This is a genomic window from Sanguibacter massiliensis (genome assembly GCF_900240335.1).
GTDB lineage: Bacteria > Actinomycetota > Actinomycetes > Actinomycetales > Cellulomonadaceae > Flavimobilis > Flavimobilis massiliensis.
The window spans coordinates 1-14378 of sequence record NZ_LT964979.1; the positions used below are offsets into that span (position 1 = coordinate 1).

Annotated in this window: 11 protein-coding genes and 1 tRNA gene; 7 read left to right on the top strand and 5 right to left on the bottom strand. The window is 72.3% G+C overall.

All coding sequences use genetic code 11. From position 1 onward, the window contains the following. Window positions 1-130 precede the first annotated feature (130 nt). Both C1729_RS00005 and C1729_RS00010 read right to left on the bottom strand, forming a co-directional pair. Window positions 131-203: transfer RNA gene (locus tag C1729_RS00005), tRNA-Arg, on the bottom strand. Between the two features lie 68 nt (window positions 204-271). Then, entirely contained in the window at window positions 272-928 is a 657-nt protein-coding gene (locus C1729_RS00010; RefSeq protein ID WP_102507637.1) for a FadR/GntR family transcriptional regulator, read from the bottom strand. Window positions 929-1146: 218 nt separating this feature from the next. Here C1729_RS00010 and C1729_RS14425 point away from each other — a divergent pair, with 218 nt between their 5' ends. The 7 genes from C1729_RS14425 to rho all read left to right on the top strand — a co-directional run bounded on the left by C1729_RS14425 (window position 1147) and on the right by rho (window position 10778). Further along, entirely contained in the window at window positions 1147-1983 is an 837-nt protein-coding gene (locus C1729_RS14425) for a DUF4190 domain-containing protein (RefSeq protein WP_165375373.1), read from the top strand. Window positions 1984-1992: 9 nt separating this feature from the next. Beyond that, on the top strand, window positions 1993-3672 hold the full coding sequence (argS, locus tag C1729_RS00020; protein WP_102507639.1) for an arginine--tRNA ligase: 1680 nt from the start codon (window positions 1993-1995) through the stop codon (window positions 3670-3672). 50 nt (window positions 3673-3722) lie between these two features. Then, window positions 3723-5072 (top strand): diaminopimelate decarboxylase, encoded by a 1350-nt coding sequence (gene lysA, locus C1729_RS00025; RefSeq protein ID WP_102510427.1) that lies wholly within the window; start codon window positions 3723-3725, stop codon window positions 5070-5072. Between the two features lie 138 nt (window positions 5073-5210). Then, entirely contained in the window at window positions 5211-6503 is a 1293-nt protein-coding gene (locus C1729_RS00030; protein WP_102507641.1) for a homoserine dehydrogenase, read from the top strand. Then, window positions 6503-7573, top strand: coding sequence for a threonine synthase (gene thrC, locus C1729_RS00035; RefSeq protein WP_102507643.1), 1071 nt, complete (start codon window positions 6503-6505; stop codon window positions 7571-7573). The genes C1729_RS00030 and thrC overlap by 1 nt, the downstream gene beginning before the upstream one ends. Before the next feature lie 2 nt (window positions 7574-7575). Beyond that, window positions 7576-8496, top strand: coding sequence for a homoserine kinase (gene thrB / locus C1729_RS00040; RefSeq protein ID WP_102507645.1), 921 nt, complete (start codon window positions 7576-7578; stop codon window positions 8494-8496). 284 nt (window positions 8497-8780) lie between these two features. Continuing rightward, complete coding sequence (gene rho / locus C1729_RS00045) at window positions 8781-10778, top strand: transcription termination factor Rho (protein ID WP_102507647.1); 1998 nt, start codon at window positions 8781-8783, stop codon at window positions 10776-10778. Between the two features lie 73 nt (window positions 10779-10851). On the opposite strand, the gene C1729_RS00050 is transcribed toward rho, so the two are convergent. The 3 genes from C1729_RS00050 to C1729_RS00060 form a co-directional block, all read right to left on the bottom strand. Beyond that, on the bottom strand, window positions 10852-11832 hold the full coding sequence (locus C1729_RS00050) for an MSCRAMM family protein (protein ID WP_102507649.1): 981 nt from the start codon (window positions 11830-11832) through the stop codon (window positions 10852-10854). 76 nt (window positions 11833-11908) lie between these two features. Continuing rightward, the gene (locus C1729_RS00055; RefSeq protein WP_165375374.1) at window positions 11909-12907 is read right to left on the bottom strand and encodes a cutinase family protein; all 999 of its coding nucleotides are present in this window, start codon (window positions 12905-12907) and stop codon (window positions 11909-11911) included. Between the two features lie 175 nt (window positions 12908-13082). Beyond that, window positions 13083-14222 carry a glycosyltransferase family 4 protein gene (locus C1729_RS00060; RefSeq protein WP_102507653.1) on the bottom strand — a complete coding sequence of 380 codons (1140 nt, stop codon included), beginning with the start codon at window positions 14220-14222 and terminating at the stop codon, window positions 13083-13085. Window positions 14223-14378 lie beyond the last annotated feature (156 nt).

Sequence of the window (14378 nt, forward strand, 5' to 3'; positions counted from 1 at the left end):
GCTCGTCCTCGATCCGACCAAGAACTACCAGCCCACCGGACGGCCACGAGGACCAGCCCCCGGACATGACAACGGCGGACCTACAATTTCGTAGGTCCGCCGTCGCGGATGTCCTGAGACATCACAAACGTGCCCTCGACAGGATTCGAACCTACGACCTTCTGCTCCGGAGGCAGACGCTCTATCCACTGAGCTACGAGGGCGTGCGCACCGTGGTGCACGAGGGACGACATTAGCACCGCGTGCCGCGCGCGGTCACATCGGTCCGGGGTCAGCTCGTGAGGGCTTCGAGGTAGAGCTCGAGGTAGGCGTAGATCTCGCGGGCGGCGGCGTCCTCGTCGCCGTCGACGATCGCCTCGACGAGCTCGTCGTGCGTGTGGTCGGGGTGGTCGGTCTCGACGTTGGCGCGGATCGAGTCGCCGATCGCGTCGAGGAGGTTCTCGTAGAGGTCGAGCAGCAGCGGGTTGCGGGCGGCGGCGACGATCGCGCGGTGCAGGGCGAGGTCGCTCGTCACCATGGAGTCGACGTCGCCGACGGCGAAGCTGTTCTGGCGGCCCTCGTTGAGGGAGCGGAGCGTCATGACGTCGCGCTCGGTGCGGCGTCGCGCGGCGAGGCGAGCGGCCTCGACCTCGAGGCTGCGGCGGACCTCGAGGATGTGCTGCTGGTGGACGTGCTCGATCTGGCGGCCGAGCGCGACGGAGAGCTCGGAGTCGGAGAGCACGTACGTGCCGGAACCCTGCCGGCGCACGAGGAGACCCGAGTGGACGAGGGACTGGACGGCCTCGCGGACGGTGTTGCGGCCGACGCCGAGCGTTGAGGCGAGATCTGCCTCGGTGGGGATGCGGCTGCCGACGGGCCAGGTGCCGTTGATGACGGACTCGCGGAGCTGGTCGACCGTGCGATCGATGAGTCCGGTGCGGGCGGCCATGTGCGTCTCCTTCGTCGGGGGTCCATGAGAAGTGAACACCGTGGGACGTCCTACGACCACCTCGGCTCACCGGGTGGACCGGAACGTCCAGATCGTCACCCGCAGCGGGCTCGGATCGTGCTCGCTCCTGCGCGTAGTTCCCGGCTAGGCTGGTGAACGTGCGCGCGTCACGTCGGAGTTGTGCTCCGCGCCGCGCACGCAAGGCTCGAGGAGGAGTGATGACCACGGAGCGTCGCGGCGCCCCCGTCCGTGACGGTGCGCGGACCGCCGTCGCATCCGTCATCACGGGCATCCTCATGTCAGGCCCAGTCGCGCTCGTCCTCGGAGTCGTCTCGCTCGTCGCCCGGCCGGCCGCCGCGGTGCGGCGTCTCGCGGTCGTCGGGTGCGTGCTCGGGCTCCTCGGCACGGCCGGGTGGGGCGTGTGGGCCGTGAGCGTTCCGACGGGGTCCGGGACCGCCGTCGCCGCGGCCGCGCCGAAACCGGTGCGGCTCGCGCTTCCGTCGACGGCGGTCGCGCTCACCGACGAGCGGTCGGCGTTCGACACCGAGACGGGTTCCCGGGCCGCTGACGCCACGGAGAGCGCCAGCGCGACGGTGGCGATCGAGGACCTCGACGGCAAGGACGAGGTCCCGGTGCTCGGCATGGAGTCCGGGCTCGTGCAGAGCCTCCCGTTGGACGTCGCGACGTTCTCGACGGCCGGCTGGACGGTCGACCGGGGCGACGGCACCACCGAGACGATGCGCGCGACCTTCACCCACGACGGCACGGCGGTCAACGTCGTCGTCACGCTGCACCCGACCGCGACGGATGCGGAGGCCGCGATCGCGAGCGCCGTCCGGGACCGGCTCACGAGCCCTGACGCGTCCGAGCGGTCGGTCCTCACCCTCCGGGACGGTGCCGAGGCGCGCCGTGTCGTCGAGGCGGGCGTCACGACGTTCGCGTGGTCGGAGTTCACCGCGAGCGTCGAGGTCGACGGCCCCTCGAAGGACGCGCGCGTCTTCGTCGACCGCTTCCTCCTCGGAATGGGGGAGCAGGGCGGTCAGCAGTCTCGCTAGGATTGCCCGGTGACTCCCGACGAGCTCTCCCACGCGATCAGTTCCGCCCTCGCCGCCGCCGTCGCTGACGGCACCCTGGCCCTGCCTGCCGAGGACCTCCCGGCGACCGTCCACGTCGAGCGACCCCGCCAGCGTGAGCACGGTGACTGGGCGACGAACGTCGCGCTCCAGCTCGCGAAGAAGGCGGGCGTCGCCCCGCGCGTCCTCGCCGAGGACCTCGCAGCGCGCCTCGGCGCGACGCCGGGCGTCGCGAAGGTCGACGTCGCAGGCCCCGGCTTCCTCAACATCACGCTCGAGGCCGCAGCGGCGGGCGAGCTCGCACGCACGATCCTCGAGGCAGGAGCGGCCTACGGCCGCGGCACGGCCGAGGCTGGCAAGAAAATCAACCTCGAGTTCGTCTCCGCGAACCCCACGGGCCCCATCCACATCGGCGGCGTCCGCTGGGCCGCGGTCGGCGACTCGCTCGCGCGCGTCCTCGAGGCGCAGGGCGCCGAGGTGGCGCGCGAGTACTACTTCAACGACCACGGCGCGCAGATCGACCGCTTCGCACGGTCGCTGCTCGCGCGCGCCCGCGGCGAGGAGGCGCCCGAGGACGGCTACGGCGGCCAGTACATCCAAGACATCGCCGACGCCGTCCAGGCGGACGTCGCCGCGGCGGGCGAGCCGGACCCGCTCACGCTCCCCGAGGCCGAGGCCCAGGAGGTCTTCCGCTCGCGCGGCGTCGAGCGCATGTTCGGCGAGATCAAGCAGTCGCTCCACGAGTTCGGCGTCGACTTCGACGTCTTCTTCCACGAGGACTCCCTCCACGAGTCGGGCGCCGTTGAGCGCGCCATCGAGCGGCTGCGCGCCGCAGGCCACATCTTCGAGAAGGACGGCGCGACGTGGCTGCGCACGACCGACTTCGGGGACGACAAGGACCGCGTCGTCGTGAAGTCCGACGGTGACGCCGCCTACATCGCGGGCGACATCGCCTACTACCTCGACAAGCGCGAGCGCGGCTTCGACGTCGAGATCCTCATGCTCGGCGCCGACCACCACGGCTACGTCGCGCGCATGCAGGCCGTGTGCGCCGCGTTCGGCGACACCCCGAACGTCAACCTCCAGATCCTCATCGGGCAGATGGTCAACCTCCTCAAGGACGGCCAGCCGCTGCGCATGTCGAAGCGCGCCGGCACGATCGTCACGCTCGAGGACCTCGTCGAGATCGTCGGCGTCGACGCCGCGCGCTACTCGCTCGCACGCTCGTCGTCCGACTCCTCGATCGACCTCGACCTCGACCTGCTCGCCCGCGCGAGCAACGAGAACCCCGTCTTCTACGTGCAGTACGCGCACGCCCGCACCGCGAACGTCGCGCGCAACGCCGCCGAACACGGGGTCCGCCGCGAGGACGGGTTCGACCCGTCGCTGCTCGACCACCCCACGGAGGCCGCTCTCCTCGGCGCGCTCACAGAGTTCCCCCGCGTCGTCGCGCAGGCCGCGGAGCTCCGCGAGCCCCACCGCGTCGCCCGCTACCTCGAGGCCCTCGCCGGCTCGTACCACAAGTGGTACGGCGAGCGTCGCGTGACGCCGCTCGGCGACGAGCCCGTGGGCGACGAGCACCGCACGCGCCTGTGGCTCAACGACGCGACCCGTCAGGTCCTCGCGAACGGTCTCGGCCTGCTCGGCGTCTCCGCGCCGGAGCGCATGTGAGCGCCGCGGCCGGCGGGCCCGTGCCCGCACAGGTGCCGGGCGGCACGTCGATGCCCGGTGAGCCGTGGCCCCGTTCGGCGCGCCGCGACGGCGACGGCGTCGTGCACGTCGCGGGCGTCGACGTCCGTGAGGTCGCCGCCGAGCACGGCACGCCCGCCTACCTCGTCGACGAGGCCGACATGCGCGGCCGCGCACGCGCCTACCGCACGGCGTTCGAGACCGCGTTCGCCGAGATCGGCGCCGAGGTCGACGTCTACTACGCGGGCAAGGCGTTCCTCTCGACGGCCGTCGCCCGCTGGATGCACGCCGAGGGCCTGCGCATCGACACCGCGTCGGGCGCCGAGCTCCTCACGGCGCTCCGCGCGGGGGTGCCCGGCGCGGACATCGGCCTCCACGGCAACAACAAGTCCGACGCGGAGATCGCGCGCGCCCTCGACGAGGGCGTCGGCCGCATCATCGTCGACTCCCTCGCGGAGATCGAGCGGGTCGCCGACGCCGCCGGCGCGCGCGGAGTCACCGCGCCCGTCATGGTGCGCGTGACGACGGGCGTCCACGCGGGCGGCCACGAGTACATCGCGACGGCCCACGAGGACCAGAAGTTCGGCCTCTCCGTCACGTCACGCGAAGGCACGGACAGCCCCGCGCTCGCGGGCCTGCTCGCGGTGCTCGCACGCCCCGAGCTCACGCTCCAGGGCATCCACTCGCACATCGGCTCCCAGATCCTCGACGCGTCCGGCTTCGCGGCGGCCGCGCACAAGGTGCTCGAGCTCCGCGGCGCGCTCGCCGCACGGACCGGGGTCCTCGTCGACGAGGTCGACCTCGGCGGCGGCTACGGCATCGCGTACCTGCCGGGCGAGGTCGCGCTCGACCCCGATCGCGTCGCCAAGGAGATCGCCACGGCCGTCGCGGACGTCGCCGCGAACCTCGGCCAGCCCCTGCCGCGCTTCTCGATCGAGCCCGGCCGCTCGATCGCGGGCCCGCCGGGGACGACGCTCTACACGGTCGGCACGATCAAGCCCGTGCGCGTCGACGACACGACGACCCGCCTCTACGTGTCCGTCGACGGCGGCATGAGCGACAACGTGCGCCCCGCGCTCTACGGCGCGGCCTACCACGCCGAGGTCGCGAGCCGCCTCTCGACGGCCCCGCCCGCGCTCGCGCGCGTCGTCGGCAAGCACTGCGAGTCGGGCGACATCGTCGTCCACGACGTGTGGCTGCCCGCGGACGTGCGTGCGGGCGACCTCCTGCTCGTCGCCGCGACGGGCGCCTACGGGCGATCGATGGCGTCGAACTACAACCTGGTGCCGCGCCCGCCCGTCGTCGCCCTCGCCGAGGGTGGGACGCGCGTGCTCGTGCGCCGCGAGACCGAGGACGACCTGCTCGGGCTCGACGTCGGCTGACAGTGCCGGTCCGTCCACGGACGTGGACGAACCGGCACGGCCGCCCGGCCGACGCCTATCCTGTGCACGACCCCGCCGCGCCCGGCCCGGAGCGGCGGCCGATCCGGGGCGCAGCGCGCCCCGAACGAAGGAGGACCGGTGCCTGCACCGTCCAGCGCCCTGCGCATCGCCCTGCTGGGCTGCGGCGTCGTCGGCACGCAGGTCGTGCGGCTGCTCACCGAGCAGGCCGAGGACCTCGCGGCCCGCGTCGGCGCCCCGCTCGAACTCGTCGGCGTCGCCGTCCGTGACGTCGACGCCCCCCGTGACGCGGTCGTCCCGCGTGCCCTCCTCACGGCGGACGCCGCCGACCTCGTGACGCGCGCCGACATCGTCGTCGAGCTCATGGGTGGCATCGAGCCGGCGCGCGGCCTCCTGCTGCGCGCGATCGAGCACGGCGCGAGCGTCGTCACCGCGAACAAGGCGCTCCTCGCGCAGCACGGCCCCGAGCTCTACCAGGCCGCCGACGCCGCAGGCGTCGACGTCTACTTCGAGGCCGCCGTCGCGGGCGCGATCCCGCTCGTGCGTCCCCTGCGCGAGTCGCTTGCGGGAGACCGCGTGCGCCGCGTCCTCGGCATCGTCAACGGCACGACGAACTACATCCTCGACGAGATGACGACGAAGGGCCTCGCGTTCGACGACGTCCTGCGCACCGCGCAAGAACTCGGCTACGCCGAGGCCGACCCCACCGCCGACGTCGAGGGCCACGACGCCGCAGCCAAGGCCGCGATCATCGCGTCGCTCGCGTTCCACACCCGCGTGACGCTCGACGACGTCGCGTGCGAGGGCATCACGAAGGTCTCGGCCGACGACGTCGCCTGGGCGACCGCGACCGGCCACGTCATTAAGCTCCTCGCGATCGCCGAGCTCACGGACGACGGCGTCGCCGTGCGCGTCCACCCGTCGCTCGTCCCCGCGACGCACCCGCTCGCGTCCGTCGGCGGGGCGTTCAACGCCGTCTTCGTCGAGGCCGAGGCCGCGGGCGAGCTCATGTTCTACGGCCGCGGCGCCGGCGGTGCGCCGACGGCGTCCGCCGTCGTCGGCGACGTCGTCTCCGTGGCCCGCCACCGCGTGCTCGGTGGCAAGGGGCCCGACGAGTCGCGCTACGCCGACCTGCCGCTCGCCGCCGCCGACTCGGCCGTGACCCGCTACCAGATCCGCGTGCTCGTCGACGACCGCCCGGGCGTCCTCGCCCAAGTCGCAGGCGTCGTCGCCGAGCGCGACGTCTCGATCGCCGCGATGCGTCAGCAGGGGGAGACCGCCGACGGCGGCGCCCGCCTCGTGCTCACGACGCACTCCGCGCCCGAGGCCGCGCTCGCGGCCACCGTCGAGGCCGTGCGCGCCCTCGACGTCGTCAAGGAAGTCACCTCCGTCCTGAGAGTTGAGGGAGCCTGATGGCCCACCAGTGGCAGGGAATCATCCGCGAGTACGGCGACCTGCTCCCTGAGCACCTGCGCACGCACGTCGTGACGCTCGGCGAGGGCGGCACGCCGCTCGTGCCCGCCCCCGCGCTCTCGCGCCGCACGGGCGCGGAGGTCTTCGTCAAGGTCGAGGGCATGAACCCGACCGGCTCGTTCAAGGACCGCGGCATGACGACCGCGATCTCGGCCGCCGCCGCGCGCGGCGCGAAGGCCGTCGTGTGCGCCTCGACCGGCAACACGTCGGCGTCGGCCGCGGCGTACGCGACCGCCGCGGGCATGACGTGCGCGGTCCTCGTGCCCGACGGCAAGATCGCCATGGGCAAGCTCAGCCAGGCGATCGCGCACGGCGCACGTCTGCTCCAGGTCGACGGCAACTTCGACGACTGCCTCGACATCGCGCGCAAGCTCGCCGAGGTCTACCCGGTCGAGCTCGTGAACTCCGTCAACCCCGACCGCATCGAGGGGCAGAAGACCGCGTCCTTCGAGATTGTCGACGTCCTCGGCGACGCCCCGGACATCCACTGCCTGCCCGTCGGCAACGCCGGCAACATCACGGCCTACTGGAAGGGCTTCCGCGAGTACGCCGAGGCCGGAGTCGCGTCCCGCACGCCGCAGATGTGGGGCTTCCAGGCCGAGGGCGCGTCGCCGCTCGTCAAGGGCCACCCCGTCGACGAGCCCGAGACGATCGCGACCGCGATCCGCATCGGCAAGCCGGCATCGTGGGACCAGGCGATCGAGGCACGCGACTCGTCGGGCGGCGTCATCGAGGCCGTCACCGACGAGCAGATCCTCGCCGCGCACCGCATCCTCTCAGCCGAGGTCGGCGTGTTCGTCGAGCCCGCCTCCGCAGCGGGCGTCGCGGGCCTGCTCATGCGTGCCGAGCGTGGTCTCGTGCCCGCGGGCGCCCGCGTGACGATCACGGTGACCGGCCACGGTCTCAAGGACCCGCAGTGGGCGCTGCGCACGCTCGACGGGGCGGACGTCGAGCCGCAGAAGGTCCAGGTCGACGTCATGTCGGTCGCCGACGCCCTCGGCCTCGTCTGACCATGCGGCTCGGTCACGACCACGTCCGGGTGACGGTTCCTGCGACGAGCGCGAACCTCGGCCCGGGCTTCGACTCGATGGGCCTCGCGCTCGGCCGCCACGACGTCCTCGACGTGCAGGCGCTCGGCACGGACACGACCGACGTCACGGTCGTCGGCGAGGGGGCGGGGGAGGTGTCGCTCGGCGAGCAGCACCTCGTCGTGCGTGCGCTCCGTGCCGCGCTCGACCTCGTCGGTGCGCCGCAGATCGGCGTGCGCATGACGTGCACGAACGAGATCCCGCACGGCCGCGGCATGGGGTCGTCCGCGGCGGCGGTCGTCGCGGGCATCGCCGCGGCGCGCGCCCTCATCGCCGATCCGGAGGCGCTCGACGACCGTGTGGCGCTGCGTCTCGCGACGAGCTTCGAGGGTCACCCGGACAACGCTGCTCCCGCGATCCTCGGCGGCGCGACCGTCGCCTGGCAGGGCGTCGACGGAGCTCGTGCCACACGCCTCGAGGTCCACCCGGACGTCGAGCCGTGGGTGCTCGTGCCGACGGAGCGGCTCGCGACGAAGCGTGCGCGCGGCGTCCTGCCGACGCACGTGCCGCACGCCGACGCCGCGTTCAACGCGGGCCGCGCCGCGCTGCTCGTCGAGGCGCTCACGCGTCGACCCGAGCTCCTGCTCGAGGCGACGGAGGACCGGCTCCACCAGGACTACCGCGGCGACGTCATGCGCGGCTCCGTCGACCTCGTCCACGCGCTGCGCGAGCGTGGGCTCGCCGCAGTCGTCTCGGGAGCAGGGCCGACGGTCCTCGTGCTCGGACGGGCGAGCGACGGCGACCTTGTCGCCGACGCCGTTGCGGAGCTGCTCGACGGTGCGCCCGCCTGGCGGGCGTCGTGCCCCGGCATCGACGCCATCGGCGCGCACGCCGAGAGGCTCTGACGCGCACGTGCACAGGGCACGCGTGAGCGCGTGCCGCTCGTGTACCATGAGTCTGTTCCCCCGGTGATTCTCCTGAGACCGGGTGCGCCCGCGCCGCGACGCGCCGGGCAGCCACACGGGGGTGCGTCTCCGGAACGTCGCGTCGGCACCTTGCCGGCCCCTGCACGTGCGAGAGCACGGGGTAGTCGCGTCCGGACGGTCAGCGCGCAGGAGACGCGCGTGGCCTCCACACCAGCGGTCGACCGCACGGGCGGCGCACCGCAACACCAGGGGAAGGGTCCTCAGTGACTGACACCACCTCCGCTCCCTCAGGCGCTCTCAGCGCGATGCGCCTCGCCGAGCTCCAGGCCGTCGCCTCCGGCCTCGGCGTCAAGGGAACCTCGAAGATGCGCAAGAGCGATCTTGTCGAGGCCATCAAGGGAGCCCGCGGCGGCGCCACGGCGCCCCGCGCCCAGAAGGCTGCGCCGGCAGAGAAGCCCGCGGCCGCCACCACCGCGCCGAGCACCGAGAAGGCTGCCGCGCCTGCGCGCGAGGAGCGTGCCGAGCGTCCCGCCCGGACCGAGCGGCCCACCCGCGAGGACGCTGACCGTCCGGCCCGCGCCGAGCGTCAGCGTCGCAGCGACGACGCCGAGCAGCGTGCCGAGGAGGCGCGCAAGCGCGCCGAGGCCCGCTCCGGCCAGCGTCGCAGCGACGACCGTGGCGCGGACACGTCGAAGGACGAGACTCCTCGTGCCGCGCGTGAGGCCGTCGCCGCCGACCTTGCGTCGATCGAGCGCGGCCTCGAGCGCGGCCCGCGCCGTCGCGCGGGTCGCGACCAGGGCCCGGCCGACGGGCAGGGCCAGAACAGCCAGGGCCAGAACGGTCAGCCTCAGAACAGCCAGCAGGGCAAGCAGGCCCCGCAGCAGAGCCAGCAGCAGAGCTCGCAGGCCGGGCCGCGGCAAGCTGGTGAGCACCAGCAGGACCAGCGCTTCGACGACGACGAGCGTGGTGGACGCCGCCGTCGCGGGCGCGACCGCTACCGCGAGCGCGACCGCAAGCGTGGCCGCAGCCGCACGGGCAACCTCGACCTCGCGACCGAGGACTTCGAGGTCCACGAGGACGACGTCCTCCTGCCCATCGCCGGGATCCTCGACATCCGCGACAACATGGCGTTCGTCCGGACGAGCGGCTACCTGCCCGGCCCGAGCGACGTCTACGTCTCGATGGGCCAGGTGAAGAAGGCCGGCCTGCGTCGCGGCGACGCGATCACGGGCGCCGTGCGCCAGCCGCGCGACGGTGACCAGATGCCGCAGTCGAACATCGCACGTGCCAAGGCCAACGCGCTCGTCCGGCTCGACTCGGTCAACGGCGACGCGCCGTCGAAGGCGCTCGAGCGTCCCGACTTCCCGAAGCTCACGCCGCTCTACCCGCAGGAGCGCCTGCGTCTCGAGAACCCCGGGGCGACGAAGCTCACGCCGCGCGTCATCGACATCGTCGCCCCCATCGGCAAGGGCCAGCGTGGTCTCATCGTCGCGCCGCCCAAGGCCGGCAAGACGATCATCATGCAGCAGATCGCGAACTCGATCGCCGTGAACAACCCTGAGGTGCACCTCATGGTCGTCCTCGTCGACGAGCGTCCCGAGGAGGTCACCGACATGGAGCGGACCGTCGACGGCGAGGTTATCGCCTCGACGTTCGACCGCCCCGCGACGGACCACACGATGGTCGCGGAGCTCGCGATCGAACGCGCCAAGCGCCTCGTCGAGCTCGGCCAGGACGTCGTCGTGCTCCTCGACTCGCTCACGCGCCTCTCGCGTGCGTACAACCTCGCGGCCCCCGCGTCGGGTCGCATCCTCTCCGGAGGTGTCGACGCGTCGGCGCTCTACCCGCCCAAGCGGTTCTTCGGTGCGGCACGCAACATCGAGAACGGCGGTTCGCTCACCATCCTCGCGTCGGCGCTCGTCGAGACGGGCTCGAAGATGGACGAGGTGATCTTCGAGGAGTTCAAGGGCACGGGCAACATGGAGCTCCGCCTGTCGCGCAACCTCGCGGACAAGCGCATCTTCCCCGCCGTCGACGTCAACGCGTCGGGCACGCGCCGTGAGGAGATCCTCATGGGCGGCGACGAGTTGAAGATCGTCTGGAAGCTCCGCCGTCTGCTCTCCGGCCTCGACCAGCAGCAGGCGATCGAGCTGCTCCTGGGGAAGTTCAAGGAGACGAAGTCGAACGTCGAGTTCCTCCTCCAGGTGCAGAAGACGACGCCGACGACCGCGCACGACGAGGATGCAGGCAAGACGGTCTGACTCTTCGACGACCGACGTAGGAGCCCCCGTGACCGTGAGGTCGCGGGGGCTCCTGCGTACCTACGCCGACGCGTCAGCGATGCGTGTCGATGAGCGTCGGTGCGCGGTGCTTGGCCTGGCCGCGACGGAGGGTGAAGCGGACTGTCGGCTCGTCACCCGCGTCCTCGTGCGTCGAGAACACCCACCATCGACCTGCCCACAGACCCGTCACCTGCCACCGACCGTCGGCATCGGTCTCGACATACTCGCCCCAGCCGTCCGCCGAGACGACATAGACGGTCGTGCCGGCGAGGGGCATCTTCGTGCGGTCGACGACCTTGCCGGTGACGGTCGTGCCGCGCGCGAGCGTGATGTTCGCCGTCGTGGTGCCTGTCGTGCGGGTCGTCACGCGCTTCTTCGTGAGGACGCCCCGCTTCTGCCAGGAGAGGTCCGGCGCGTGCTCGTTCCCGTCGGCAGGGTCGGCGAGGACGACATAGCTGCCGCGGACGGCCCCACGGATCGTGTAGCGGCCGCGCTCGTCGGTGCTGGTGGCACCGAGGTCGGTTCCGTTCGCGTCGCGCACGACGACTCCGACACCCTCGTACACCTTGCCGTGCCGATCACGGACGACGCCCGAGATCGAGGCCTTGCCTGTGCGCGCTGTGAGTGCGACAGCGGAGGTCCGGGCGTTGCGCACGGTGATGCGCTTGGCGGTGTTGAGGCCGCTGATCGCGACCGAGTACTTCCCGGCGGGCACGCCGGAGAACGTGAAGACCTTGCCCCGCTGCTTCGCGGTGATGCCGACCGGGTACGTGACGCCGTCGACAACTGTCATGAGCATGACCGACTCGACATTGGCGGTGCTCCACCAGGCCTTGGGGGCCTTGATGGTCACCTTGATCTTGCCGGTCGTCACGCGCTTGGCGGCGGCCGTGACGACCGTGGTCGTCGCTGCGGTTGTGGCGGGTGCGGCCTGGGCCGGTGCGGCCGCGCCGGCCGCGAGGGCCAGCGCGGTGACGAGCGCGGCGGCGCTACGACGGGCGCGCGTGCGCCGTGCGGGAGTGTCTGGGTGCATCGAGGTGTCCTGTCTGAGGGAGGGGACGGTGGAGGGCGGTCCGGCCGCCGCACGCGGTGCGACGGCCGGTCGGACGTCAGTCGCGGAGCACGTCGAAGTGGTCGATCGCGTCGTTCCACTTGATCTTGTCGGGGAGGGTGGCGAGGTTCGCGTGGTCCTGGAGCGGCTCGACGACGAGCTTCTCGTCCGGGCGGGAGGTCCGCTTGTTCACTGCGGCCCACCGGTACATCGACCGGTTCCAGACCGAGCTGATCGAGTCGCGTGCACATCCCGTGACGACCTTTGTGCCGCCGATCTTGGCGGAGTCGAGGAGCGAGCTGTACCGGCCCGGACGCAGGCGGTCGATTTTGGTGACAGCCTTCTGGTAGGCGAGCCAAGACTCGCTGGCCGTCGTCGAGACGGTCGCGGCGGAGCGCAGCGCACTCTCACCCGCGGCGCCGAGCCCCTTGATCTTGTCCCACTGGCTCTCCCAGACGTGCTTGCCGGACGAGTTGACGAGGTTGCCATACATGACGCTCGTGTCGTTGTTCGGGTCGGCGAGGAGGATCGTGGCCTTGACGTTTCTGACGACGTCGGTGTTGGTGCCAACGCTGGCGAGCGTGGCATGCGTCACCCACGCGCCCTGGGAGTATCCGACGACGATGACCTTGGCGCTCGGGCAGGTCGTGCGATAGTGCGCGATGCGGTCCCGCAGTGTCGTGACGCCGGTCTCGGCGGACGTGACGTAGTTGGTGACCTCCGTGGCCGTCACCTTGGTTGGCAGGCCGGCGGCAGGGTAGTTGAGCGCTTCCTCCTTGAACGTCGTCACCTGGGTGGTGCGGTACGAGGACGCCTTGAGGTCGCTCTCGATCCGGTTGAGAACGTCGCGGACCGTCTCGCCGTACCCGCCGAACTCCTTGATCTTCGCGTCCGTGCGCTCACCCGACCCTGCGACGCCGAGGAGCACGATGTCGGCGCACGTCGTGGTCACCAACTTGGCGGGGCCGACAGCGGCCTGGGCGGCAGGGGCCGTCGCGACACCGGCTGCGCCGGGCGCGAGTCCGGCGGCCAGTGCCGCTGAGACGATTCTCTTCAAAGGTGCCTCCTCATCGTCGGGGGCAGCTGTGCCCTCGCCGATGACGAGGCTAGTGACGAGTCGGCTACTTCGGAAGCATCTTGACGTGTCCACTTTTCCCGACAGGTCAGACGCCCAGGTGGCGTAAGGGCGGGGCGGCCTGCCGTCGGGCCACGCCCGCCCGATGGCGTGACGTTCAGGCGCGCGGCAGCCCGAGGTAGCCCTGAAGGGTCTGCGCGACCTCGTCCCACGTCCAGTCACGGGCGACGCGCTCGCGGCCGGCGGCGCCCATGCGCTGGGCCTTCTCGGGGTCCTCGAGGAGCTCGACGATGCGCGCGGCGATGTCGGCTGGGTCGCGCGGGTCCACGACGTAGCCGGTGACGCCCTCCTCGATCGCGTCGGGCGCGCCGCCCGAGCGGCCGACAATGACCGGCAGGCCGGTCGCCGCGCCCTCGAAGAAGGCGAGGGGCAGCCCCTCGGGCTCGAGGCCCATGAGCCGGGTGCGGGACGGCATCGCGAAGACGTCGCCCGCGTCGACGAACGGGGGGACCTCGGCCCAGGGGAGTGGGCCGGTGAGGATGACGCTGTCGCCGACGCCGTGCCTGGTGACGAGCTTCTCGACGGGGCGTCGGGCCGAGCCGTCCCCGACGATGAGAAGGACCGCCCCGGGTACGGAGGCGAGGACGGTCGGCCACGAGCGCACGAGCATGTCCTGGCCCTTGCGAGCGACGAGCCGTGCGGCGCACACGACGACGGGCGCGTCGGGAGCGATGCCGAGGCGCGCGCGCACCTCGGCGCCGCCGTTGTCGGGCCGGAAGCGTGTGACGTCGGCGCCCGGGTGGAGGCGTCGCATGCGGTCGCGGGCCGCCGGGGTCATGGGCCGCGCGATGATGTCGCGGCACCAGTCGTTGATGAAGGTGACGTGGTCGGTCGCCTCGCCCGCGGTGCGGATGACGCGCCGCACACCGGGGACGCGTGCCCACCAGGTCTCGGCGGAGTGCGTGATGCCGACGATGCGCTGCGCCCCGGCCTCGCGCAGCGCCGGGGCGAGGAGCGCGAGCGGCGCCGACGCGCCGAACACGACACGGTCGCACTCGTAGGTCCGGAACGTCTCGAGCACCTCGCGGCGCACGCGTGCCGTCGGCAGGAGCGTCGTGCGCCGGTCGCGGACGACGGGGTAGGGGAGGGTTGCGTCGAGCTCGGCGGAGCCCGGCATCCCGGACGTGTGGACGACGACCTCGTCGGAGGGGAACCTGTCGGCGACCGCCTGGACGAACGCCTCGATCCCTCCCTGGCGGGGCGGGAAGTCGTTCGTGACGATGAGCGTCCTGGGCACCTGTCCTCCTCGGCCGGCGCGCCGCGGCGCGGCGCATCCGCACCATCCTAGGGGCGTGGGCCCTCTCGGCAGCCGGTGCGCGCCGGGCTGCGCCGACGTGAGCGGCCCCACCGCCCGCACCGCGCACGGGCCTTGACGGCCGTGGCACAATGGAGC